Origin of the sequence: Bifidobacterium miconisargentati (assembly GCF_019331675.1) — a bacterium.
In the GTDB taxonomy this organism is placed as follows: domain Bacteria; phylum Actinomycetota; class Actinomycetes; order Actinomycetales; family Bifidobacteriaceae; genus Bifidobacterium; species Bifidobacterium miconisargentati.
Genome location: NZ_JAHBBJ010000003.1, coordinates 215,864 through 242,048 on the forward strand (window position 1 = coordinate 215,864; position 26,185 = coordinate 242,048).

Genomic DNA, 26,185 nt, shown 5'->3' on the forward strand with positions numbered 1-26,185 from the left:
GGCTCCGCCGGCGCCACAGCAGCAACGAAGCAGCCGAAAGGAAACCCATGCGATACGGTCATTTTGATGATGCGAACCGCGAGTACGTGATCGAGACCCCCGCGACACCCCTGCCGTGGATCAATTACCTGGGCAACGAGGACTTCTTCTCGCTGATCTCGAACACCGGCGGCGGCTACTCGTTCTACAAGGACGCCAAGCTGCGCCGCATCACCCGCTACCGTTACAACAACGTCCCGTTCGACAACGGCGCGCGCAACTACTACGTGAGCGTCATGAGCGGCGAGGGCGAGGACGCCACGCCGGTCGAGACCTTCTCCCCCACCTTCCTGCCCGTCAAGACCCCGCTTGACAGCTACAAGTGCCGCCATGGCATCGGCTACACCGTCTTCGAGGCCACCAAGGCCGGCATCCGCACCGAACTGACCGCGTTCGTACCGCTGCGCACCGCGGCCGAGATCAATCGCCTCGACATCACCAACATCAACGGCGCCCCGAAGACCGTGGACGTGACCGGGCTCGTCGAATGGTGCCTGTGGAACGCGGTGGACGACTCCAGCAACTTCCAGCGCAACCTGTCCACCGGCGAAGTCGAAGTCGAGCGCCTTGAGGACGCGACCCTGCTCTACCACAAGACCGAGTTCAAGGAACGCCGCAACCACTACGCATTCTTCGGCGTGAACGCGCCGGTCGTCGGCTTCGACACGAGCCGCGACGAGTTCCTGGGCCAGTTCAACGGCTGGGACACCCCGCAGGTCATCGCCGAGGGCAAGGCCCACGATTCCGTGGCCCACGGCTGGTACCCGATCGCCGCGAACCGCGTGCGCCTGACGCTCGCCCCCGGCGAGACCAAGTCGCTGGTGTTCACGCTCGGCTACATCGAGGTGCCGAACGACCAGAAGTGGGAGGCCCCGGACGACCCGGCCAAGGTCGGCATCATCAACAAGAAGCCCGCGCACGAGCTGTTCGCCCGCTTCGACACGACCGCCAAGGTCGAGGCCGCGCTCGCCGAGCTCAAGGACTACTGGAACGGCCTGCTGAGCATCTACAGCGTCGAGTCCGGCGACGACAAGCTCGACCGCATGGTCAACATCTGGCACCAGTACCAGTGCATGGTCACGTTCAACATGTCCCGCTCCGCGTCCTACTACGAGTCCGGCATGGGCCGCGGCATGGGCTTCCGCGACTCCAACCAGGACCTGCTCGGCTTCGTGCATCTCGTGCCCGAACGCGCCCGCGAGCGCATCATCGACATCGCCTCCACCCAGATGGAGGACGGTTCCGCCTGGCACCAGTACCAGCCCCTGACCAAGAAGGGCAACGCGGACATCGGCGGCGGCTTCAACGACGACCCGCTGTGGCTCATCGCCGGCGTGAACGCCTACCTGGCCGAGACCGGTGACGCCTCGATCCTCACCGAGCCGGTCCCGTTCAACAACGTCGAGGGGTCCGAGGTCCCGTTGCTCGAGCACCTGCGTCGTTCCGCGAACTTCACGATGACCCACCTCGGCCCGCACAAGCTCCCGCTCATCGGCCGCGCCGACTGGAACGACTGCCTCAACCTCAACTGCTTCTCCGCCACCCCCGGCGAGAGCTTCCAGACCGTGGAGAACAACGACACCGGCGTGGCCGAATCCGTGTTCATCGGCGGCATGTTCGTGCTCTACGGCGGCCAGTACGCCGACATCCTCGACCACTACGGCGAGGCGACCGGCATGAGCGCCGACGAGGTTGCCGCCGAGGCCGCGAACGTCCGCGCCGCCATCGACGACATGACCCAGGCCGTCAAGACCGCCGGCTGGGACGGCGAATGGTTCGTGCGCGCCTACGACGCCTACTCCCGCCCGGTCGGCTCGCACACCGACACCGAGGGCCAGATCTACATCGAGCCGCAGGGCATGTGCGTCATGGCCGGCATCGGCCTGGACGACGGCAAGGCCCAGGCCGCGCTCAAGTCCGTGCGCGATCGCCTGACCTGCGAGTGGGGCACCGCGATCCTCGCGCCCGCGTACTCCACCTACCGCATCGAACTCGGCGAAATCTCGACGTATCCGCGCGGCTACAAGGAGAACGGCGGCATCTTCTGCCACAACAACCCGTGGGTCTCCATCGCCAACGCCCTGGCCGGCAACGACGAGGAGGCGTTCGCCGTCTACCGCCGCAACTGCCCGGCCTGGCTCGAGGACAAGTCCGACATCCGCAAGGTGGAGCCGTACGTCTACTGCCAGATGGTCGCCGGTCCCGAGGCCGCGATTCCGGGCGAGGGCAAGAACTCCTGGCTCACCGGCACCGCCGCGTGGACGTTCGTGGACGTCTCCCAGTACCTCCTCGGCATCCGCCCGACCCTGGACGGCCTCGCCATCGAGCCTCACCTGCCCGCCGAGTACACCCATCTGACCGTCACCCGCGTGTTCCGCGGCACGACCTACCACATCACCCTCGACCGCACCGGCCAGCGCACGCTCACCGTCGACGGCCAGCCCGTCAACGGCACCGTGGTCCCGGTCCCGACCGCAGGCACGACTACCGTGAACGTCAGCGTCACGTTCTGATCAGCCGTTTAGTTTATGGCTCCCCTCGCTGAGGGGCCGAACCGTAAAGCAAACAATCCAGTGGATTGTTTGTAGGTGAGGGTTCGACGATAGTCGAACCAGAAAAGCGCAGTCGATGGCTCATCCGCAATTGCGGATGAGCCATAACACACCCCAAAGGAAACCCATGCAATACATCGACCAGACCATCACCGGCATCGACGGCACCCCGGCCCATTTCACCGGCTACGTCATCGACAACAGCCCGGAGGTCGATCCGAACCGCCGGCGTCCGGCAGTGCTCGTCATCCCCGGCGGCGGCTACGAAATGACCTCCGACCGCGAGGCCGAGCCGATCGCCCTCAAATTCGTGGGCGCAGGCTACAACGCATTCGTGCTGCGCTACTCCTGCAAGCCCAGCCTCTACCCCACCGCCCTGCTCGAGGCCGCAGAGGCCATGCGTCTCATCCGCACGCACGCCGACGAATGGCACACCGATCCGGAGCGCATCGCCGTGATCGGCTTCTCCGCCGGCGGCCACCTCGCCGCGAACCTCGCCACCACCGCCGGCGACGAGGACGAACAGGCCCACGGCTACGACCCGGACGAGGTGCGCCCGAACGCGCTTATGCTCGGCTACCCCGTCGTCACCTCCGGCCCGCTTGCCCACCGCGGCAGCTTCGATTCGCTGCTCGGCCCGGACCGCAAGGACGACCAGGCCTGGCTCGACAAGCTCTCCATCGAGAAGCACATCGACGCCAAGACCCCGCCCGTGTTCGCCTGGCACACCGTACCCGACGACTGCGTGCCGATGGAGAACACCCTGATGCTCGTCTCCGCCTGCAAGGCCGCGCATGTGCCGGTCGAGGCCCATCTCTTCCCCGAAGGCGGCCACGGCCTCGCACTCGGCACCGAGGAGACCGCGTGGGGCGGCAAGGGCAACATCTTCCCCTGCATCCAGGTCTGGCCCGAGCTCGCCATCGACTGGCTCGGCCGTCTCTTCGACTGATTGATAGGTATGGGCCCGGCTCCCCTCGCTGAGGGGAGCTGTCGAATGCAATGAGACTGAGGGGAGCCATGCTCATACAGTGAGCCAACTCTCCTCAGTCGGCTCCGCCGCCAGCTTCCCTCGCTGCGATGGCTGGGATTATCCGGCGCTGATCTCAGCCATCGCAGCCAATCCCAACGCCGCCACCGCTCGCGGTAGACTATTGCACGATGTGAACGCCCACATTCCCGCGAAGGAGGGAGGTCACCAATGCCCGTCGCAGCATGGGAACAGTTCCTGAAGGACCAGAGCAGCTGGCCCGCGGCTTCACGGACCACCCACCAGGCCATGGTGCGGGACACCACTGCCGGCACCACCTTCGAAAAGCGCAAGCGCATGAGCCCCGAGGAGCGGCATCTGCAGATCATGCAGGCCGCGGTCAAGGTCATCGCCTCCAAGGGCTTCTGGGGCATGTCCCTGCAGGACATCGCCGACGAGATCGGCATCACCGAGGCGGCGCTCTACCATTACATCCGTTCGAAGAACGAACTGCTCAACATGGTGCTCGCCGAGGGCTACGATACGCCCGAGGCGGACGAGTACAACGCCACCACCTCCACCGTGACCGATTTCGACGGCCACTACTGCTATTGCTTCCCCCGCTACTGCACCAACGTGGTGCTCTACAACCTGCAGCGCCCGGAAATGGTGCAGCTGTTCTCGATGCTCAACGGCGAGGCGCTGAATCCGGCACATCCCGCGCACCGCTTTTTCATCGGCCGACACCTGCGCAATTGGGAGCAGATCGGATCGATGAACTGGATCCTGCCGGACGGCTACGACGAGGAGCGGTTCTATCACCTCTACACGCTCTCGATGTCCGCGATGGACGGCCTGCAATACCGCTGGCTCGCCGACCATTCCGTGAACCTGCTGGAGGAATGGATGGCGTTCTCCGACGAGATCTTCCCGGAAAGCCTATGGAAGGGCTTCCGCGACCCCTCCGAATACGATCCGGCCAGCAAACAGTGCCTGCTGCCGTTCACCCTGACGGCCCGCGAAAACTAAACGGTATCGGCCGAGCCGTATCGGTTGTATTACGCCCGATACCGTATTCCCAGCAATCTTCGGCTACCTCGCATTCAGTCGGCTTCGTTATCAGCTCCCCAGCAAAGGTTACAGGTCTTGCCTCCCTCTGGCGAGGGAGGTGGCGCGAAGCGCCGGAAGGAGAGCAGCGAAGCAGCCGCAAGGCTGCGGGAAAATCCATCGGCCGCAGGCCGATTCCGTTCCAATTACTTCACTTCATCCACAAACGCATAGTATGCGCCCAAGAGGCCCGCGTAGCTCACGTTGCGGCAGCGCTTGATAGGCGTGGCGAAGTCCTTCCAGTACGGAATCTCCTCCAGCGAGCGCTGCACGAGCGGCAGGAACGCGGTCTCCTGGCAGATGGCGCCGCCGAGCAGCACGCATTCCGGATCCAGCGAGACCACCACGTTGTAGATGCCCACGGCGATGTACTGCGCCCATTCCTCCACGATGCCACGCACTTCCGGGTCATCCATGCGGCGCAGCAGACTGGAGGGCACCACGATCTCGGACGGACCGCCGAACTTCGCCGCGTATCGCTTGTTGAGCGTGTCCGTGGACGAGTATTCGTGCAGCGAGCGCGCGCCTTCCGTCTGGTAGTTGGTGATCATCATGCCCAGCTCGCCGGCGCGCCAGTCGCGGCCGCGGCGGATGTGCCCGTCCAGGAACAGCGCGCCGCCCACTCCGGCGTCGGTGATGGTAAAGACCACGAAATCGTCCATCTTGCGCGCGTTGCCGGCGTACCGTTCGGCGATGGCGGCGCAGTTCGCATCGTTCTCCACCCAGATGGGCAGGTCGTCGCCCAGTCGGCGACGCAGTTCCTTGCCGACGTTCTGCTTGTACAGCGCGGTGACCGGGCCGCCGGTGATGGTGCGCTGGCGCTTGACGTCCACGAATCCGGGCAGGCTCAGCGAGATGCCGTCCAGCGATTCGCCCTGCTGGCGAACCACGTTCGCGATGCCGTCGAACAGCGCTTCGGAGTCCTCGGCGGGGGTGGCGAAGGCGGAGGGCACGTCCTGCATGCCGTCGGTCACCACGGCGTGACGGATGAAGCGGTATCCCACGTCGAATGTCAGCACGCGCTTGCTGTCCATGTGTCCTCCTTAGCTCACCGCCGAACCGAATCCTTCACGTTTCAATCTCCACAACAACGTGAACGTGAACATTCTGTTCAGTAGCTTAGCGGGTCTTGCCAACCCTTATTGATCGACGATTTAACAAGATTGAAATTATTTTTTTCGGGGGTATATCCGGCTCATCCGCAATTGCGGACAGTCTTCGACTGCGCTTTTCTGGTTCAACTATCGTCGAACCCTCACCTACAAACAATCCACTGGATTGTTTGCTTCACGGTTCGGCCTCTCTGAGGGGAGCTGTCAGCGAAGCTGACTGAGGGGAGCACTACACCTGGCAGACTCCCCTCAGTCTCACTCCGTTCGACAGCTCCCCTCAGAGAGGGGAGCCAGTACAACGCTCATCGTTCGTCCGCAATTGCGGACAGTCTTCGACTGCGTCTTTCCGGCCCGACTCTCGTCGGCCCCTCGTCTACAGACAATCCACTGGATTGTCTGCTTTACGACTCGGCCACGATGACCTGGTAGGGAGCCAGCGTGACATCGGCGGCGAGTGGGCGTCCGTCGGACAGCAGGTCGGCGGCACCGGCCAGCGCCGGCAGCGAGACCTGCTGTTCACGGTCGGTCAGGTTGATGACGAACGTGAACGTGCGCCCGTCGTCCGCATATCGTTCGGCGACTTCCACGCCGTCCGGGGTCAAAGTCGAGGTCAGTCCCGCCGCGTCCACAATCGGCTGGATCAGCGCGTCCATGCCGGACTCGTCCAGCGGGGTGCCAACGTAATAGGTTTCGCCGTTGCCGCACACGTTCGCAGTGACGGCCGGGGTACCGGCGTAGAACTCGTCGCCGCCGTACGTGGCAAGTACGCGGGCGCCCTCCAGGTGCATGATGCTGGCGACGATCTCGCCGCTGGCGTCATCCCTGGCGTTCCCGGCACCTGCGGCATCGGCATTTCCGGCCGCGCAATTCCCGCAGCACTGTCCCGAAGCCCCAGTCGCGGCACCGGAGTCGCCGACGGCCGGCTCTTTCCCGGCCTGCGGCCCGCCGAAGCGCACCGGGATCGTCTCCCCCGGCGCGATGGCGTCGATCTCCTCGGCCCACACGCCGGCGAGCGCGCGGAACGGTCCGGGGTATCCGCCCGGAATCACCAGATCATGCTCGTCATGGATGCCGGACATGTAGCCGGTGATGAACCGACCGCCGCCACGCACGTACGTCTCGACAGCTTCGGCCACGCCGGGCTTGACCATGATGAGCGCGGGCGCCGCCACGACGGCGTACCGTTCCAGTTCGGCGGCGGGCGTGGTGCTGGGGATGATGTCCACGGCGAGGTTGCGACGGTTGAACGCGCGGTAGAAGCGGTGGACCTCCTCCGGGTAGGCGAACCCGGCAGTAGGGCCCACGCAGCCTTCGAGCGACCAGTAGCTCTCCCAGTCGAACATGACGGCCACACGCGCACGGACCTTCGAGCCCATGATGCGCGGCGCCACCTTGCCCAGCGCCTCGCCGAGCGCGGCGGTCTCGCGGAACACGCGGGAGTCCTCGGTGCCATCGTGTGCAATCACAGCGCCATGGAAACGTTCGCACCCGCCGATCGACTGGCGCATCTGGAAGAACTGCACGGTGTCGGCGCCATGCGCCACGGCCTGCCAGCTCAAGGCGGCCACCTCGCCGGGACGCTTGACCTTGCAGTACGGGAACCAGTTCTGCTGGTTCGGCGTCTGTTCCATGAGCATGAACGGCTTGCCGCCGCCCACGGCGCGCATGAGGTCGTGGTTCATGGCCACACGGCTGGCCGGCATGCCCATGCCGGGGTAGTTGTCCCAGCTGACCACGTCCATCTCGCGGCCCCATGTGAAGTAGTCGAGGTCCTTGAACGTGCCCATGAGGTTCGTGGTGATCGGCGTCACCGCGTCATGCGCGCGCACGGCGTCGCGTTCGTTCGTGAAGCAGGCGAGCTGGGACTCGTTCTGGAAGCGGCGGTAGTCGATGAGCAGGCCGGAGACCACGCACTTCCTCGGGTCCCAGTCGGATCCGATGCCGTCGCCGTAGCCCACCGGCGGCACCACGTCCGCCCAGTCCACGATGGTGTGGCTCCAGAAGTTCGCGCACCATGCCTTGTTGAGCGCCTCGACCGAACCGTACTTGGCCTTGAGCCAGCCGCGGAACGCCGCAGCGCAGTTTTCGCAGTAGCACAGGCCGCCACCGCCGCCGTATTCGTTGCCGATGTGCCAAGCGGTGAGTCCCGGAGTGCCGGCATACCGTTCGGCGAGCGCGCCGGCGAGCTTGCCGGAGACGCCCCGGAAGTAGGCGGAGTTCGGGCAGAAGTTGTGACGGCCGCCGAACACGTGGCGTTTGCCTTCGAACGTGGTGCGGATGATCTCGGGGTGTTCGCGCACCATCCATGCGGGCAGTGCGGCGGTGCCGGTGGCGAGCACGATGTTGAAGCGGTGCTTGACCAGCAGCGCCACGATCTTGTCGAGCATGGTGAAGTCGTAGGTGTCCTCGCCGGGCTGCAGGAGCGTCCAGGAGAACACGTTGATGGTGGCCTCGTTGATGTGGGCGTCCTCGAGCATCTCGATGTCGTGTTCCCACGTCTCCTCGGGCCACTGTTCGGGGTTCCAGTCGCCGCCGAACAGGAAGGTGTCGAATAGGGGTGTCATGTGAAGCTCCTTGCGATGATCACACGTCGTAGCGGACGTTGGCGAAGGTGACGTCGCCGCTGCCATGGGCGTAGACGCCGAGCAGGATGCCGGTGAAGCCGCCTGCGTTGGTGAAGCTCAGCAGTTTGCCGGGCACGTGGCCGAGCAGTTGCTCGCCGCCGGCGAATGCGCTGGTGTTGGCCACCGCGAAGTCGTATCCGGATTCGTCGCCGCGCACGACCAGACGTAGTTTGGCGCTTGCCGGCACGGCCACGGTGCCCACCACGGTGGCGAGCCCGGCGTTGTGGGCCGTGGCCTTGACGCGGATCAGCCCGTTGGCATCGGACGCGCGCACGGCGATGGTCAGGTAGTGGCGGCTGTTGGCGTACACGGCGACGCCCGCCTCGCCGAGGGTCAGCGCGCGGGCGTCGGCCAGCGTCGCGCCGAACTCGAAGCGCAGGTCGGTCTGGCGGGTGCCGATCATCGGCGCGCCGTGGGCCAGGTCGAACGACTGCGCGGCCGCATGCACGGCGATGGTCACGTTGTTGGCGGTGGCGGGCGCCATGGCACGGCCGGACGAGACGACGTACTGCCTGTCCACGTCGATGCCGGGCGTGATCCATTCGACGTCGGACTCCAACGAGTCGCCGTGACCGTTGAGATCGCAGTCGTACGACTGATCGGCAAGCTCGGGCCAGCCGTCCTTCCAGTCGAACCAGACGGCGTACGGCTCGCGGCCGACCCAGCCCTGGGCCGGGTATTCGTCGTTGTTGCGGGTGCCGTGGAACACCATGAGCGTGCGGTCGTCGCCGAAGTGCGCGCAGTCGCAGTGGCCGATGGCCTGCAACGTCAGATGCGTGGAGCGGTTGGTGATCAGCGGGTTGCCGGGGTACATCTCGTACGGGCCTTCCGGGCTCGACGAGCGGGCGATGTTCTCCATGTGCCCGGATTCGGTACCGCCTTCGGCCCACATGAGGTAGTAGGTGTCGCCGCGCTTGTACATGTGCGGGCCTTCCGGATTGGAGCCGGTGATGCCGCCGCAGATGCGCTTGCGCTTGGTGAGCACGGTGCCGGTGTTCACATCGATCTTCGACAGGTAGATGCCGGCGGGTTCGCGCTCGCCGTTCTCGTCCGGTTCGCCGCCCTCGTTGCCGCAGATGTAGGCGGTGCCGTCGTCGTCGAAGAACAGGCTGGGGTCGATGCCGGGCCAGCCGTCCACCCAGATCGGGTCGGACCAGCCGGCGTGCGGATCCTCGGTGGTGAGGATCATGTTGCCCTTGTTCACGTTGGTCACGATGAGGTAGTACGTGCCGTCGTGCCAGCGCAGGGTGGGCGCGTAGATGCCCTGGCTGTTGTCCATCGTCTCGTACGGGAACTGCTCGGGGCGGTTCATCGCGTCGCCGATCTTGCGCCAGTGCTCGCCGTCCTCGGATTCGAAGACCGGCAGTCCGGGGAAGTATTCGAACGAGCTGTTGACCATCAGGTACGTGCCCTGCGGGGTTTCGCAGATGGTGGGGTCCGGATGGAAGCCGGAGGCGATGCGGCGGGCCGGCTGAACGTTGAACAGGGTCATGGACGAATACTTCCTTGTATGGGGGTGCGTGAGGTAGGTGAGGTGATTGGGGCGAGATGAGTGTCCGTTCTTGTTTGGAACTACTCCTCGGTCTCGCCGCACGAGCCAGCTCCCCTGACAAGGGGAGCCAAGGATAGGTTTTCTTGGCTCCCTTCGCTGGGGAGCCGTCACCGTAGGTGACTGAGGGGAGCCCGGCATGATCCGGAAACTCCCCTCAGTCGCTCCGCGACAGCTCCCCTCAGGGAGGGGAGCCATGTCATATACGCGATACCCGCGTGGGGTCTCAGGCGTTGAGCGGGTCGGAGCCGGGACGGACCAGCACGGGCAGGGTGTGGTAGTCGTACTGCTCGGTGTACCACTTGCCCGGCTCGTAGGTCTTGCCGGTCAGCAGGTTGGCCCAGGACTCACCGGCGTGGTCGCCGCCGGCGTCCGGCACGTAGAAGCGGGCGGTGCCGTCCTCGGAGAACACCGGGGCCACGAGCAGGTCGTCGCCCAGCATGTACTGGGTGTCGATGTCCTCGCAAGCCGGGTCGGTCGGGAACTCGAGCACCATCGCGCGCATCATCGGCACGCCGGTCTCGTGGGTTTCCTTGGCCATCGCCTCCAGGTACGGCTTCAGGCGCAGCTTGAGCTCGGTGAACTCGCGGGAGACCTCCACGGCCTCGTCGCCGTACAGCCACGGCACCTTGTACTCGGTGGAGCCGTGGTAGCGGGAGTGGGAGGAGAGCAGGCCGAACTGGGTCCAGCGCTTGAACAGGTCCGGGGTGGGCTTGTCCTCGAAGCCGGCGATGTCGTGGCTCCAGTAGCCGAAGCCGGACATGCCGAAGCTCAGGCCGGCACGCAGGGACTCGGCCATGGACGGGTAGTTGGAGGAGCAGTCGCCGCCCCAGTGGACCGGGAACTGCTGGCCGCCCACGGTGGCGGAGCGGGCGAACAGGATGGCCTCGTCGGCGCCCTTGGTCTCCACGAGCACGTCGTACACGGCCTTGTTGTACAGGTACGTGTAGTAGTTGTGCATGAGCTCGGGGTCGGAGCCGTCGTAGTACTGGACGCCCTCGGTGGGGATGCGCTCGCCGAAGTCGGTCTTGAAGCAGTCGACGCCCTGGGCCACGAGGTGCTTGAGCTTGTCCTGGTACCACTTGGTGGCCTCGGGGTTGGTGAAGTCGACGATGGCCATGCCGGCCTGCCACTTGTCCCACTGCCAGACGGAGCCGTCGGTGTTCTTGATGAAGTAGCCCTTCCTGGCGCCTTCCTCGAACAGCGGGGACTTCTGGCCGATGTAGCTGTTGATCCACACGCACACCTTGAGGCCGCGCTCATGCAGCTTGGCGAGCAGGCCTTCCGGATCGGGGAACTTGGTCTCGTCCCACTCGAAGTTGCACCACTCGAGTTCCTTCATCCAGCGGCAGTCGAAGTGGAAGACGGACAGCGGGATGTTGCGCTCGGCCATGCCGTCCACGAACTCCATGACGGTCTTCTCGTCGTAGTCGGTGGTGAAGGAGGTGGACAGCCACAGGCCGTAGCTCCAGTCCGGCACCAGCGGCGGCTTGCCGGTCAGGTCGGTGTAGGTGTTGAGGATGCCCTTGAGGTCCTTGCCGCCGATGACGGAGTAGCTCATCTCCTCGCCGGGCACGGAGAACTGCACGTGGGAGACCTTCTCGGAGCCGACCTCGAAGCTCACCTTGCCGGGGTTGTCCACGAACAGGCCGTAGCCCTTGTTGGACAGGTAGAACGGGATGTTCTTGTACGCCTGCTCGGTGCCGGTGCCGCCGTCCTCGTTCCAGATGTCGACGGTCTGGCCGTTCTTGACGAAGTTGGTGAAGCGCTCGCCCAGGCCGTAGATCTTCTCGCCCACGCCGAGGTCGAGCTGCTCGGAGACGTGCAGGCAGCCTTCCGGATCGGTGACGAGGCCCTTGGCGCGCCAGCCGGAGTGCGCGATGGTCTTGCCGTCGTACTTGTAGGTGAAGTCGATGGTCTCGCCCTTGGAGATTTCCAGGGTCAGCTTGCCGGAGGTGAAGGTCCACTTGTCGTCATCCTCGGCGATGGTGACGGCCGGGTCGGACTCGTTGAGCGCGAACTGCGGGCAGTTGCTGCGGTCCTTCCTGAAGTTGATGAGGCGCGTGGTGATGATGTCCTCGCGCGGGGAGGTCACTTCGATGGTCAGGATGCCGCCGTCGAGCGTCTGGCCGGGGTGGTGGATCGGCACGCCGAACGGGCAGAACAGGGTGAGCTTCTTCGGCTCGATGTTCGCGGTGTACACGTTGGCAGCGTACTTGACGTCGAAGCCGTCCTTGACGAGCCAGCCACCATTGAGGAACTTCATTGTCGCGTCTCCTTCATTGCGAGTACGTTTGTTGAGAACAATCTTATTTATAAGTTTATAAATAACAAGTTCCGACACGCCAGCGGCGACGTTTTTCGGCCGGACGCGGCAGCGGCAACCGCGCATGCGGCATCGCGCGGCGACAGGCGGAACCAACCGCTGGCCCCACCGTCGGACGCGGCCAAACGCCGGGCCGACCGGCGTTATGTATGCGGTTCAACCATCCACCCGCACGTATACAGCCAGTCCGGGGACAAAGCCTCACTATGTATGCGCCCCAACCATGCGTCCGCATACATAGCGCCGGTTCACAGGGCAAAAGTCTCACTATGTATGCGCCACCTTCGTTCGGCCGCATACATAGCGCCGGTTTCCTCGTCGCTTCCCCACCACCGGCGCCCGGAGAACGAAAAAGGCCTGCCGTGGAACCGGTTTCGCGATTCCACGGCAGGCCTATGCAACAGTCAGCAGTCGGACAATCAGGCGGTGATGGCCACGTCCGTCACCGATTCGGCGACTTCGGCGCCCTCGCACGCAGCCAGCGCGCCGGTCAGACGGATGTCGGCCACGGACTCGCCCACGTACACGCGCGCGGCCGGTGCGAGGGCGTACTCCCCCGTCTCGTTGGACCAGTAGCGCAGGGCCTTGGCGGCGGGCAGCACCAGCTCCACCTGACGGCTCTCGCCCGGCTCCAGCGTCACCTTGGCGAAGCCGCGCAGCTCCTTGGCCGGACGGTCCTCGCCGGTGCCTTCGAGGCCGAAGTAGACCTGCGGCACGGCTTTGCCGGCCCGCTTCCCCGTGTTCGTCACGGTGAACGCGATGCGCACGTCGCCGTCCACGCGGCGCACGTCGAGGTCGGCGTAGGCGAAGGTGGTGTAGCTCAGGCCGTGGCCGAACGGGAAGCGCACCGGCACGCCGCGGGTGGAGAAGTAGCGGTAGCCCACGTAGATGTCCTCGTCGTAGCGCACGTGCAGGCCGGGGCCGAACGTGCCGATCGAATGGGCCGGGGAATCCTCCAGGGCGATCGGGAACGTCTCGGGCAGGTGGCCGCTCGGGTTGACGCGGCCGAGCAGGGTCTCGGCGAGCGCGGTGCCGGATTCGGTGCCGTTGTACCAGTTCCAGACGATGGCGCGGGCGTGGTCGGCCCACGGCATGGCCACCGGGGAGCCGGCGACGAACACCAGGATCGTGTCCGGGGCGACGTCGAGCAGCGTCGAGATCAGCTCGTCCTGTCCGTACGGCAGGGCGATGGTCTCGCGGTCGCGGCCTTCGAGGTCGTGCTCGTGGTCGAGTCCGCCCACGAAGATCACCGGGTCGCCGGCCGCCGCGTACTCGCGGGCCAGCGTCACGGCCTCCTCGCGCAGGTGCGCGGCGCGTTCGGCGTCGTCGGTGGCGGAGCCCACCGAGTTCTCCAGGCTCTCCTCCTGCCAGGAGTCGTCCTGCACCACCTGCTTGGCGTCGTAACCGAGCGCGTATTCGATCTCCACGTTGCCGCCGAGCTGGCCGTTGAGGCCCAGGATCGGCGTGACCTCGTGCAGCGCCTTGATGACGGCGCTGCCGCCGCCGTTGGAGTGGATGCGGTCGGCGTTGGCGCCCACGACCAGTACGCGGCGCAGGGAGCGCTCGTCCAGCGGCAGCAGCGTACGACCGGATTCGTCGGCGTCGTTCTTGAGCAGCACGATGGATTCGCGGGCCACGTCGAGGGCGGCCTGCGCGTGCGCGAGCGTGGCGTATGAACCGGCCTTGCGGGCGGGACGATCGCCAGCGGAGTCGCCAGCGGAGTCAGCATCGGTATCGGGCAGCATGTGCAGTGCGTCCATCACCGCGAGCACACGCTCCACCTTGACGTCGATGTCCGTCTCGCTCACCTCGCCGGCGGCCATGGCCTTGCGCAGCGGGTTGGCGAAGTAGTACTCGTCGAAGTTCGGCGTCACGGACATCTCCACGTCCAGGCCCACGCGGGCGCTGGCCACGGTGCGCTTGACGGCGCTCCAGTCGGAGACCACGAAGCCGCGGAAGCCCCATTCGCCGCGCAGGATGTCGTCCAGCAGACGACCGGATTCGCAGCACTGCTCGCCGTTGACCAGGTTGTACGCGCCCATCAGGGAGAGCACGCCGCCGCGCTTGACCGCGTCCTCGAACGCAGGCAGGTAAATCTCACGCAGGGCGCGTTCGCTGATGGTCTCGTCCACTTCGAGACGGTCGGTCTCCTGGCTGTTGGCCGCGTAGTGCTTGGCGCAGGCGGCGACATCGGATTCCTGCACGCCCTGGATGAACGCGACGCCCTGCTCGCCGGTCAGGTACGGATCCTCGCTCATGTATTCGAAGTTGCGGCCGCACAGCGGACTGCGCTTGATGTTGATGGACGGACCCAGGATCACGTCCTTGCCACGGCCGCGAGCCTCGGCGCCGAGCACCTGGCCGGCCTTGTGCGCCAGATCGCGGTTCCAGGTGGAGGCCACGGCGGAACCGGAGGGCAGGTAGGTCACGCGGTCGCGGGTGTTGTACAGCGGCGCCCAGTTGTCGTTGTGCAGCTCCTCGCGCGGGCCCATCGGGCCGTCGTCCATCTTGAACGGCGGGATGCCCAGACGCGGCACGCCTTCGGTGCGGAAGAGTCCGGCGGCGTGAATCATGTCGATCTTCTCGTCCAGCGTGAGCTCGGCGAGCAGGGCGCGCGCCTTGGTCTTGTTGGCTTCGGTGATGGTGGTCATGGTGTGTTCCCTTCTTCGGTGTCACGGCACGCTGCGGCGCGCGCCCGTTCATGACTTATGCGATGGCGATCCTGAATCCGATCGGCACGTTCGCTTCGGTTCCGGGCCGCTCGGCCGGGGTGATGACGAGCCCGTCGGCGGTGCGCTCCCAGGCCACCGGCCCGGCGCCCAGCTGTTCGACGCCCGTGATGATGCCGTGGAACGGCGCGCGGATGCCGTCATGGTAGGCGGCGAACGTGGCGCTGGTGAGCGTGGCGGCTCCGGCCGGGTTGAGGCAGAAGGCGTACACGCTGCCGTCCTTGGCGGTGAAGCGCCAGTCGGCGGCCGTGTATTCGAGCGCGTTCTGGTCGGCGAACGAGCCTTCGGCGGCGTGCGTGGGGCCTTCCTCGGCGATCCTCCACGGGCGCGTGCCGTAGATGCCCCCGCCGTTGGCGTCCATCCAGCCGCCGATGGATTCGAGCAGGTCGCGGTCGTGCGGGGCGATCGAGCCGTCGGCGCGCGGACCCACGTTGAGCAGCAGGTTGCCGTTCTTGCTCACGGTGTCCACAAGCGTGACGATGAGCTCGGCGAGGTTCTTGTAGTCGAGCGAGTTCGTGTAGCACCACGAGTTGCGGGCGATGGCGGTGTCGGTCTGCCACACGTACGGGGTGGCGGTGGACAGGCCGCCGCGCTCCACGTCGAACAGGCCGGCACCCCAGGCCATGCCGTCGTCCTTGTAGCAGATGATGACCGGCACGCCCCATTCGACGCCGCGGTTGTAGTAGAACGCGGCGAGGCGCTTGATGTACGGCTTGAAGGCATTGTGCTGGATCCACCAGTCGAAGTACAGCATCTCCGGGCGGTAGTTGTCGATGAGCTCGCACACGCGCAGCAGCCAGTCGTCGAGGAATTCCTCGTTCGGCTTGGGCACGGAGAACAGGTCCTGATTGTCCGGCTCGGGGTTGGCGGGCCAGTAGAAGCCGCCCTTGACGTCCGCTTCGGCGCCACGCACGTCGGAGTCGAAGTCTCGGCCGTGGCCCATAAACCACCAGTGTTCGGCGCGGTGGTTGCTGGTGGCGAAGTGCAGACCGTGCTTCAATGTGGCCTCGCGCAGTTCGCCGATGATGTCGCGGTGGGGGCCGGTTTCCACGGTGTTCCAGTGCGAGATCTCGCTCGCGTACATCTGGTAGCCGTCGTGGTGTTCGGAGACCGGGAAGTAGTAGCGCGCGCCGGCGCGGGCGAACAGGTCGAGCCATTCGTTTGCGTCGAAGCGTTCGGCGGTGAAGCGCGGGATGAAGTCCTTGTAGCCGAACTCGCTCTGCGGGCCGAAGGTCTCGCGGTGGTGGTCGAACTCCGGGTAGCCTTCGATGTACATGTTGCGCGAATACCATTCGTTGCGGAATTCGGGCACGGTGTACAGGCCCCAGTGGGTGAAGATGCCGAATTTGGCGTCCGGGAACCAGCCCGGCACCCGCACCTTGGACAGGGACACCCAGGTGGGCTCGTATGGGCCTTCCGCGATCACGCGGTCAATGGTTTCGAGATCAATCATCGAACGTGCTCCTGTTCCAGTCGAAGCCCACGGCCTGGCACCACGAGCGGGCGATGATCATCGCGCCGCGCTCGTACGGGTGCACGCGGTCCTGGCTGGCCAGGCAGCCGTGCAGCTGGGTGAGCCAGTGGTCCACGGCGGCCTGCGTGTCCACGAAAATGGCGTCGTGGCGTTCGGCCACGCGCTTCGATGCGGCGGCGAACTCCTCGATCTTGGCGCGCATCTGGTCCTGCGGATTCGGTTCGAACATGAACGGGCGCATCACGATGATGCCCTTGAGGTCCGGCAGGGCCTCCTTGGTGCGGTTCAGCAGGTCGTCGTAGATCCGCTCGAAGTCCTCCACGGTGTTGAGGCGGGCCTGCCACAGCGGCCCGTCGAAGTAGCGCCAGGCGTCGTTGACGCCGACCATCACGGACACGTAGTCAGGTTTGAGGTCGATGACGTCCTTCTGCCAGCGCTCGGCGAGCGCCACGATGTCGTCGCCGCTGACCCCGGAGTTGATGGTGCACAGCGCGCGGTCCGGGTAGACGGCGGTGAGCAGGTTGTGCAGGGCGTTCACGTAGCCGGTGCCGTAGCCCCAGCCGCCGGGGTAGGCGGTGCGGTCGCGGCCGGCGTCGGTGATGGAGTCGCCCATGAAGACGATGCGGGAGTGTTTCGGGAAGATCAGCATGATGAGTCGCTTTGATACGGTGCGCCGTGTTCGGGGCTCCCCTCAGTCACGCTCGGCGTGACAGCTCCCCTCGGCGAGGGGAGCCAGAGAGAGAAGTCGCTTGGGAAGGGGAATCGAAGGAAATCGCGGGATTCGGGATGTACGGATATGAAAATTGCGCGGCGGCCCAGGGAGGAGCGGGGCCACCGCGCAATCAGAAAGGGCCTAAGTTGTCTTTGGCAGGGTCAGACTCGGCTCCCCTCCCCGAAGGGAGCTGTCACACGAAGTGTGACTGAGGGGAGTTGCGGCATAGCCCGTAGCCGGTGTTCCGCATCCCCCAGAGGAGCCGAGTCAGATCATCACTTGGAGTCGGCCTGGTACTGCTTGACGACTTCCTGACGGGCCTTGACCCAGTCCTTGGCGTTCTGCTCGTCGACCTTGAGCACGCTGTCGTAACCCAGATCCTTGACCTGCTGACGGGCGTCCTTGAGCACCTTGGTGAACTCGGAGTCGGACTTGGCCACCAGGGCGTTCCAGGAGGCGTTGACGACCTCGGTCTTGATGGAGCTGCGGGTGGCGGAGACCGTGGACTCCTCCTGCGGGGTGGTGTAGGAGGCGCCCGGGGCGACGGCGAGAAGGTTGTTCTTCTGCAGGTAGTCGATGTCGCTGGTGGCACCGCCCATGTGCTCGGACCAATCCTTGAACAGGGCGGAGGTGTCGGCCTCGGACTCCCACAGCTGCGGGTTGAACGCGGCGCCGGTCTCGGAGTCGATGTCGTTCTGCTGCACGGCCTTGAAGTTCAGCAGGGAGAAGCCGCTGTCGTAGGTGCCGCCGCCGAGCTTGTCGGAGATCTTGAGGTTCGCGTGGTCGCCGTTCATGGCCTGCTTGCCGAAGTCGGTGAGCTGGGGCTTGCCGTCGTCGCCCTTGGTCCAGCAGCCGAGGCTCTCCGGGCAGGCGGCGCCACCTGCGTTGGAGGCTGCGGCGTACACGCCCTCGGAGGAGTACAGCCAGTCGATGAACTTGGCGATGCGTTCCTTGTACTTGGACTTGGAGCCGATGGCGATGATGGTGGAGCCGTCACCGTCCGGGGTGAAACCGGTGGAGTAGACCTTCATGGTCTGCAGCGGGGCGAGCATGAAGCCCACACCCTTGGCCTTGTTCTCGTCGGAGTTCATACGCGGCTTGCCCAGCCAGCTGAAGATGGAGACGAGGGTCTTGCCGTTGGTCACCTTGTTCTGCATGGTGTCCCAGTCCTGGGTGGTGGATTCGGGATCCACGAGGCCCATCTGCTCGGCCTTGTTGAGGAACTCGAGGGCCTGCTCGTAGACGCCGCCCTCCTTGGTGGCCGGCTGCACGTCCTTGCCGTCGGCGCTCACGAACACGGAGCCCTGGGCCTGGTAGCCGAGCCAGTTGACGATGGCGGAGGCGTTGTTCATCACATCGCCGTCCCAATCCTTGAACAGGGAGAAGGCGTAGATGTCATCCTGGCCGGTCTCCTTGCGGGCCAGGTCCTGCATGTCCTTGAGCACGTCGAGGAAGGCGTCGAGATCCTTGATCTCCGGGTAGCCGAGCTCCTTGTAGTACTCCCAGCGGATGTACGGGGCGGAGGTGGGCTCCATGCCCTCGCTCGGGCTGGACGGATCGGAGGAGGAGACGCCCTGCGGGATGCCCCACACGCCGTCCTTGCCGGCCTGCTTGGTGACGGAGTCGACGGCGTTCTGGTACTTCTTGACGTTGGTCATCTTGCTGTAGTACGGCGTCATGTCGGTGACCAGGTTGGCCTTGACGAGCTTCTGCAGACGGCCGTTGCCGGTGCCGGTGATGATGAGGTCGCCCAGGGAGCCGGAGGCGGCGCGGGTGTCGAAGACGGTGTCACCACCGGAGACGTTCGGGGCGATGATGTTGAGCTTCAGGTTGAACTTGTCCTGCACCATCTTGGCGAACCAGCCCTTCTGCTCGCCCTGCTGGTTGGCCAGGGAATCGAACACGTCGATGGTGACCAGCGAACCGTCGTCCTTCTCATCGCCGGCGGTGTCGCTGCCGCAGGCGGCCAGCGAGAACGTCATCGCCGCGGCCAGGCCGAGGGCCAGCACCGAGGTGAGCTTCTTCTTGATTTCCATGACGGAAACCTCCTTGTTTCTTTTTGTCCTTTTGTTTCCTATGACGATTGGTTGATGGACCAAAACCGGCCCGGATTGGATATCAGCCTTTGACGGCGCCGAGCATCATGCCCTTGACGAAGAAGCGCTGGAAGAACGGGTAGACGAACATGATCGGGAGCACCACGATCACGGAGACCGTCATGCGGATCGAGGTCGGGGTGGCCGCGGAGGCCAGGGCCGCCACGTTCGCCGCGTTCGCCTTGGCCGCGTTGGCCAGTGCGCTCGCCTGGTTGATGTAGGTGTACAGCAGGTACTGCAGGGAGTAGAGCTTGTCGTCGGTCATGTAGATCAGCGTGTCCTGGAAGGAGTTCCACTGTCCGACGGCGGAGAAGATGGCGACCGTGGCCAGGATCGGCGTGCACATCGGCAGCACGATCTTGCCGAAGATCGTCAGGGTTCCGGCGCCGTCCATCTCGGCGGCCTCCTGCAGGGAGCTCGGGATGGACTCGATGTAGGTCTTGACCAGGATGATGTTGAACGGCTGGACCACGGCGGGCAGGATGTACACCCAGAAGTTGTTGGTCAGGCCGAGGTTCTTCATCGTGATGAACATCGGGATCAGGCCTGCGTTGAAGTACATCGTGATGACCACGAAGCGGTACCAGAACGAGCGGGCCCACATCTTCTTCTGTGTGAACATGAAGCCCAGGTAGGCGCTGGCGAGCACGGTGAGGGCGGTGCCGATCACGGTACGGGCCAGGGAGATCCACGCCGCACGGCCGAGGCCGGACAGGGCCAGCACGTCCTTGTAGTTCTGCAGGTGGAAGCCCTTGAACCACCAGGTCACCTCGCCCGCGGCCGACAGGTTGTTGTCGGACAGCGAGTTGATGATCAGGTAGTAGAACGGATAGGTGCAGATCAGTGCGAACAGGGACAGCACCACGATGTTGAATACGTTGTAGACCTTCTCACCCGTGGTGCGACGCATCGCCGGCGAGACACTTGACTTCTGCTTTGCCATGATTATTCCTTACAAATCTCGCTTTGACTTCTGCTTGGGCCGATCAGACGATGCCCTCGCCGCGGGTGCGCTTGGACAGCCAGTTGACGATGAACAGCAGCGCCACGGAGACCAGCGACTTCAGGATGGAGATCGCGGTACCCAGGGACAGGCTGGAGTTGCCGAGGCCGACGTTGTACACGTACAGGTCGAGCACTTCGATCCACTTCTGGTTGAAGTTGTTCTGGAAGACGTAGTACTGGTCCATGCCGTTGTTCAGGAAGTTGGAGATGGAGAGCATGAGCAGCACGAAGTACGTGGGCAGCAGCTGCGGGATGGTCACGTGGATGATCTGCTGGAAGCGGTTCGCGCCGTCCACCTGGGCGGCCTCGTACAGCTCCTGGTCGATGCCGGCGATGCCCGCGAGGTACATGATGGAGCCCCAGCCGAGGCCCTTCCACAGGTTCCACAGCAGCATCTTGAGCCAGATGTGGTCGCCGGAGTCGAGGAACTTGATGGGCTCGGTGATCAGGTGCAGGTTCTGCAGCAGCTCGTTGATCATGCCGGAGGAGGAGAACATCGCGAAGGCGATGGAGTAGACCAGCACCCAGGAGATGAAGTTCGGCAGCGTGGTGAGCGTCTGGATGAGGTTCTTGAACCACTTAGCGCGGATCTCGTTCAGGGCGATGGCGAAGATCACCGGGAAGAACGAGGTCAGGATGTTCAGGCCGGACATGGCGAAGGTGTTCATGAGCACCTGGCCGATCTTGGCGAGCTGCGCCGGGTTCTGCACCAGCAGCTGGAACCACTGCAGGCCCACGAACTCGCTTTCGGACAGCGGGATCGGCGGCTGGTAATCGTAGAAGGCGTAGATCCAGCCGAACAGCGGCAGGTAGCTGAAGAGCACGACCATGACCAGCAGCGGCGCGACGAGCAGGAACAGCTTGAGGCCGTGGCGCTTGTTGTAGTCGGTGCCGGGAAGCATCTTCTTCGCCTTGTTGGCGGCGCGACGATCACGACGGTTGCGTGCCGGCTTGGCATCGGCGGTCACGGTGCCGTCCGCGGCAAGCCCGACTTCGCCGTCCGTGGTTGCAACGTTCTGCATCTTGTCTCCTTTGAAGCAATGCAGCGAAGACCACTGTGGGTGCGACCCGTTTCGCATCCCGTTGTCTTCTTGTCTCTTGTTTATAAGTTTATAAATAAGATTTTCTCTGTCAACTCGACTTAGGCCGCACGGCCCCTCCATGCGCGTCAAAGACACCCGAAAAACGTTGGAAACTCGCGGAATTCGACCAATCAAATTTTTATTTATATACTTATAAATAAGCGTGTCGCGCCCTCGATGGGCACGGCGTCACGGAGCATCATCGAAGGTAGGAGGAACGATGAAGTTCAACACCAATGCGCCGTTCTGGCGGTTCATGGACACCCTGGTCCGTTTCACCGCGCTGAATCTGGTCTATCTGGTCACGCTGGTCCCCGTCGTCACCACCGGCCCGGCCCGCGCGGCGTTGTACAGCACGATGTTCGCCTACGATGAGCACGATGACATCAGGCTCGTCCATGAATACCTGCGCCGGTTCAAGCGCGAGTTCAAGCACGGGCTGATCTCCGGCCTCATCGTCATGGCGCTTGCGGCGGCCATCATCTTCGGCCTCGCCTTCTGGAGCGCGTGGGACACCAATGTCTCATACGTCCCGCTTGTCGTCCTTATTATCGCGGCGGTGATCGTGACGCTCACGGCGGAGTACCTCTTCCCCATGCAGGCCCGTTTCGAGAACCCGCTCGGCACCCAGTGGAAGTTGGCGGCGATGTTCCCCTGGCGCGCCTTCCCTTGCACGCTCGCGCTGCTCGCCATCGACGTGCTGCTGCTCGCGGTGGCGTACTTCATTCCGTTCATCCGCGTGCTGGTGCTGATCTTCGGCGTCGCCTGGGGCGCCTACGCCAAGTCACTGGTCTTCCTGTGGGGCTTCAAGCGTTACGGCGGCATGGGCCCGGTGGAGCGCCCCACCTTCATCAACGCCCACGACTGATTCGGGGAACTTCCCCGCTTTGCTCCTCTCCTCTTGGGCCCGCCCACCTTCCCACTCAGTATCCAATACAGGTTCCGTGCGGGACAATGCGCGTATATCGCGATTTTTCGCGCATCATCCCGCGCCCGCGTGCCCCCATATGTGCGGCAAACGATTGCCATACGCTTCGGCCCACACTCAAGCAACAGCAAATCCCCGGAATTCCGCCATTATCGCGATATCGTCTGCACCCGGCGTCTGACAAGCCGCGGGATAATGCGCCTAAAAAGTTTCAATCGCCGGATTGTCCCGCATCGGCAACCGTTTTCGAGGGGTACCGCAGTTCGCGTATGCGGCTACCATTGACTGACATGACGTCACCAGCCATCTCGAAGCCTGCCGCCGCCCCGCATCGCCCCGACTCCCGCACGCACGCGCACCCCGTGTGGCGCCGCGTGGGAGCGGTCGCCCGGTGGACGCTGGCGGTGTTGGCCTGCCTGTGGCTGGCCCTGTGCACCGCGGTCGGCCCGTTGTACTGGGATTTCGAGAACGGCACCATCGCCAACTGGAACTGGACGAACACCGCTATCTTCGCGGGCTCATTCGTCATCTATCTCGGCATCATCCTGCTGCTGGTCCGTTTCGCCGGCACCGGCCGGGTACTGCCCACCCCCCTCGGCGAACGTTGGCATCGGTTCGTTGGCCGGTACTTCACTCCCCGCCATCGTTCGCATCAGCATCACGAAACGACAACGGCGGTAGTGTCCGGCGTCGATTCAAACGACACCGAATCGACAGGCCTCACTGACGCAAATACCGCCACCACAGCCGACGCACCCGCACCAATCGACTCCAGTCCGGCATCCGACGCAACTCCCGTGACGGACGCTCCCGAATCACCCTCCCGCCACCGTTCCGCCGGTTCCCACTCCCGCTTCCATATCGCCCCACGGCAAATCACCACGGCCATCGCCACGGGCTTCGCGTTCCTGAACCGTTGGCTTATCCGCGGCACGGACCGGTTCTGGAAGATCGCGTTGATTCTCTTCATCGGCTGGCTGTGGGCGCCCACCACCCTGCTGGCGGCATTCGGCGCGGACATCCGCTCGCAGATCCGCGAGTTCAGCTGGGCGTGGAACCAGTGGACCGGGCTGAAGCAGCCATACATCGGCTTCTTCTCGTTCGTGCCGATGGACATCTACCCCACCGCGCACTACATGTGGCCCGACAACCCCACCTACCTGACCGACCAGCATAATGTGGTGCTCACCGTGGTCTACGGCGCGGTCGCGATGTTCTCCCGCTCGCTGACCGGTTCGAACGACGCCGGCATCGTGGCCCTCGCCTCCATCCAGATGCCGTTCGCCGTGTTCTGCTGCGCGGCCACCGCCCACCGGTTCCTCAATAGGCCGTGGATTGGCAAATCCGTTGACGACGCTGCGACCCCGAATTCCGGCACGCACGATTCCGGGAGCCCGGCCGTCGCCGACGCCGGTGCCGTCAACGCCTCCGATGGCACCACTGCGATGTCCGACACGACCATCACCCCAAAGCTCGCCGGAGGCCGGGCACGATTCCTGATTCTCCTGTTCTTCCTGGCCTGCCCACTCGCGGTGTTCGCCACGATCTCCATCACCAAGTCGCCATTGTTCGCCTTCGCGTTCGTCTGGTGGTTCGGCGTCTGGTACGAGCTCATCCAGACCTGGCGACCGGCCGGCACCAAACGCAAGCGTCAGAGCGATGCCCCCGCCGAAACCGACGCCGATCACACGGACTCCGCGGCTCCTGCGGCCTCCACGACGCCTGCTCCAGCCGATTCCCCGACCCTCACCGCCCCGCTGCGCCTGCCGCGCCACAGCCTGCTCGCGTTCATCGCGTCCACGTCGGTGATGCTCATCTCCGCCAAATACGCCTGGTACATCATCGCCCTGCAGATCGTGCTGGCGCTCATCGCGGATCGCCGACGCTGGGCCACGTACGTCGCGGCCCTGCTCATCCCCACCATCCTCATCCACGGCGGCATCTCCTTCGCCATCTCCTCGGGCGCGATCATCGGCGGTGACCCGATCGAAAGCCGCGGCGTGCAGTTGCAGATGATCGCGCGCGTGGCCCAGCGCAACCCGGACGGCATCTCGGAGGAGGCCAAGAAGAACCTCTCCCCCGTGTTCAACCTGGACCAGATGGCGGATGCCTACTTCCAGCAGGACGCCGACCCGGTGAAGTCCTCCGGTATCCAGGCCAAGAAGGTCAGTTACAAGTGGCGCACCGTCACTCCGGAGGACATGACCGGTTTCAACAAGGCGTGGCTTCAGATCGTCAAGGACAATCCGGTCATCGCATTGGACGCGCTGCTGGCCAAATGCTTCGGCTACTTCAACGTGACCGATCTTCCCTACGTGTCAATGGACTATTACGTGACCAGCGACTATGTGCAAAAGAACTCCACATGGATCAAGTCCTACCATCACGACTGGCGTGAGAAGGTGGTCAAGTTCACGAAGAAGTGGGGCAGGATTCCGGTGCTCGGCTGGCTTATCCACGGCAACTTCTACGTGGTGCTGACGTTGCTCATCGGCGCGGCCGAGGTGATACGCCGCCGCTGGCTCACGCTGATGACCCATATTCCGCTGCTGCTGCTCATGGGCGTGATGATCACCGCTCCGGCCAATAATTTCGAACGTCATATGCTGCCGGTCGCCTTCGTATTCGGTTTCATGGTCCTCACCTATTGGCGCGATTCCCGCACGGAGCTGGCGAAGAGCACGGCTCCGGCGGCCGAGTGATATGCCTTCCATTCGCCGTTCACGACTCCCGGAACCGGAACGGCGAGGCTAGACTGAAGGGTATGCCTTCAGACTTTCTCGAACTGCTTGCCTCCGAAGCCGCCGATTCGTCCGACGCCACCGCGTTGGACCGCGTCCGCACCGTGCTGTTCGAGTGCCTGTTCCACCGTCTTGCCGACGACCGCGTGGATTCGCTGTTCGCCATCCTCGGTTTCGAGGACGGTTTCGACTGCTACGCCATCGCCGGCTATCCGGCCCGTTCAGCCGCAAAGACCCGCAAGGACGTCGAGAAGATCGTGAGCGATTTCGGCGGCGCATGCCTGACCGCCGAGTACGCGATGAACGGTCTGGGCCCCGGTATTGCGGGCTCGACCGGCGCCGTCGCGCCCTCCGCCGCCGGCAACGGCAATAGCGGCAACAGCACCGGCAACCCCGTATCCGGCGGAGCGGAATCGTCCGCATCAGCCAGTCCATCCGGCTCCGCTCGCGGTGCTTCGACCGTCGCCAATCGCACCTACAGCCGTGCGGACAAGCGCAACACCGCGGTCGTCGTCCTGATCCGTCCGGTCGGCGCGGCGACGCCTGAAGTCATCTGCAACACCGTCTCCCCCGCGTTCGACGCCGCGCGGCCGCTCGCGTTGGGCCCGCAGCGCACCAGCAGCGAAGGTGCGATGCGCACGATGCAGGCCGCGTTGTACTGTCTGAAGGCGGCACCGGCCTTGGCCGCCACGGTCCAGCAGATCCCGCGCCCGCTGCGTACCGACGACGCCCTGCCCGAACGCGCGCTCATCGGCGACGAGGACGCCCGCGACGAACTCATCCGCGTGGTGTACGGCAGCCTCACCGCCGCCGGCCCGGACGATCCCACACTGCTCACCGTCTCCACGTTCCTGCGGTTCGGTGGCTCGCTGGAGACGTGCGCCAAGGAACTCAACGTGCATCCCAACACCATCCGATACCGTCTCAAGCGTGCCGCCGAATCCACCGGTTGGGACGCCACCGACCCGCGCGAGGCCTATGTGCTCACCACCGCCATCGCCCTCGGCCGCATGGCCGGCTGATACCACGCATAAAAATCGGCTCCCCTCTCTGGGGGGAGCTGTCAGCGGAGCTGACTGAGGGGAGCACCGCAGTTAAATGCGATGTCTCTCAGCCTCGCTTCGCTCGACAGCCCCCCCTGA

The 26,185-nt window shown here is 64.6% G+C and carries 15 protein-coding genes and 1 pseudogene; 6 read left to right on the top strand and 10 right to left on the bottom strand.

What is annotated here, in order from left to right; genetic code table 11:
- Positions 1-47: 47 nt before the first annotated feature.
- The 3 genes from KIH81_RS03250 to KIH81_RS03260 all read left to right on the top strand — a co-directional run bounded on the left by KIH81_RS03250 (position 48) and on the right by KIH81_RS03260 (position 4,587).
- A complete protein-coding gene (locus KIH81_RS03250) occupies positions 48-2,552 on the top strand; it encodes a glycoside hydrolase family 94 protein (RefSeq protein ID WP_214304042.1) in 2,505 nt (834 codons plus the stop codon).
- A gap of 166 nt (positions 2,553-2,718) precedes the next feature.
- Positions 2,719-3,540, top strand: coding sequence for an alpha/beta hydrolase (locus KIH81_RS03255; RefSeq protein WP_214304043.1), 822 nt, complete (start codon positions 2,719-2,721; stop codon positions 3,538-3,540).
- A gap of 249 nt (positions 3,541-3,789) precedes the next feature.
- Positions 3,790-4,587, top strand: coding sequence for a TetR/AcrR family transcriptional regulator (locus KIH81_RS03260; RefSeq protein WP_214304044.1), 798 nt, complete (start codon positions 3,790-3,792; stop codon positions 4,585-4,587).
- A 224-nt stretch (positions 4,588-4,811) separates the two neighbouring features.
- On the opposite strand, the gene KIH81_RS03265 is transcribed toward KIH81_RS03260, so the two are convergent.
- From KIH81_RS03265 to KIH81_RS03310, 10 genes are all read right to left on the bottom strand, one after another.
- Positions 4,812-5,699 carry an ROK family protein gene (locus tag KIH81_RS03265; protein ID WP_214304045.1) on the bottom strand — a complete coding sequence of 296 codons (888 nt, stop codon included), beginning with the start codon at positions 5,697-5,699 and terminating at the stop codon, positions 4,812-4,814.
- 479 nt (positions 5,700-6,178) lie between these two features.
- Positions 6,179-8,341 (bottom strand): beta-galactosidase, encoded by a 2,163-nt coding sequence (locus KIH81_RS03270; RefSeq protein WP_214304046.1) that lies wholly within the window; start codon positions 8,339-8,341, stop codon positions 6,179-6,181.
- A gap of 19 nt (positions 8,342-8,360) precedes the next feature.
- Positions 8,361-9,893 (bottom strand): glycoside hydrolase family 43 protein, encoded by a 1,533-nt coding sequence (locus KIH81_RS03275; protein WP_214304047.1) that lies wholly within the window; start codon positions 9,891-9,893, stop codon positions 8,361-8,363.
- Positions 9,894-10,176: 283 nt separating this feature from the next.
- The gene (yicI, locus tag KIH81_RS03280) at positions 10,177-12,216 is read right to left on the bottom strand and encodes an alpha-xylosidase (protein WP_214304048.1); all 2,040 of its coding nucleotides are present in this window, start codon (positions 12,214-12,216) and stop codon (positions 10,177-10,179) included.
- A gap of 479 nt (positions 12,217-12,695) precedes the next feature.
- Positions 12,696-14,927, bottom strand: a complete 2,232-nt coding sequence (locus KIH81_RS03285) for a beta-glucosidase (RefSeq protein ID WP_214304049.1) — start codon at positions 14,925-14,927, stop codon at positions 12,696-12,698.
- 55 nt (positions 14,928-14,982) lie between these two features.
- Positions 14,983-16,458 (bottom strand): alpha-L-fucosidase, encoded by a 1,476-nt coding sequence (locus tag KIH81_RS03290; protein WP_214304050.1) that lies wholly within the window; start codon positions 16,456-16,458, stop codon positions 14,983-14,985.
- Positions 16,451-17,128 carry an SGNH/GDSL hydrolase family protein gene (locus tag KIH81_RS03295; RefSeq protein ID WP_214304051.1) on the bottom strand — a complete coding sequence of 226 codons (678 nt, stop codon included), beginning with the start codon at positions 17,126-17,128 and terminating at the stop codon, positions 16,451-16,453. The genes KIH81_RS03290 and KIH81_RS03295 overlap by 8 nt, the downstream gene beginning before the upstream one ends.
- 338 nt (positions 17,129-17,466) lie before the next feature.
- Positions 17,467-19,227, bottom strand: coding sequence for an ABC transporter substrate-binding protein (locus KIH81_RS03300; protein ID WP_214304052.1), 1,761 nt, complete (start codon positions 19,225-19,227; stop codon positions 17,467-17,469).
- Positions 19,228-19,309: 82 nt separating this feature from the next.
- On the bottom strand, positions 19,310-20,230 hold the full coding sequence (locus tag KIH81_RS03305) for a carbohydrate ABC transporter permease (protein ID WP_214304053.1): 921 nt from the start codon (positions 20,228-20,230) through the stop codon (positions 19,310-19,312).
- Between the two features lie 43 nt (positions 20,231-20,273).
- Positions 20,274-21,314: an ABC transporter permease gene (locus KIH81_RS03310; protein ID WP_109057663.1), complete on the bottom strand. Its 1,041-nt coding sequence runs from the start codon at positions 21,312-21,314 to the stop codon at positions 20,274-20,276.
- 280 nt (positions 21,315-21,594) lie between these two features.
- Between KIH81_RS03310 and KIH81_RS03315 the strand changes: the two genes are divergently transcribed.
- From KIH81_RS03315 to KIH81_RS12020, 3 genes and pseudogenes are all read left to right on the top strand, one after another.
- Positions 21,595-22,242, top strand: coding sequence for a YesL family protein (locus KIH81_RS03315; RefSeq protein ID WP_214304054.1), 648 nt, complete (start codon positions 21,595-21,597; stop codon positions 22,240-22,242).
- A 434-nt stretch (positions 22,243-22,676) separates the two neighbouring features.
- A pseudogene (locus tag KIH81_RS03320) lies at positions 22,677-24,965 on the top strand (DUF6020 family protein); the annotation flags it as partial.
- A gap of 101 nt (positions 24,966-25,066) precedes the next feature.
- Entirely contained in the window at positions 25,067-26,065 is a 999-nt protein-coding gene (locus KIH81_RS12020; protein ID WP_236029203.1) for a PucR family transcriptional regulator, read from the top strand.
- Positions 26,066-26,185 lie beyond the last annotated feature (120 nt).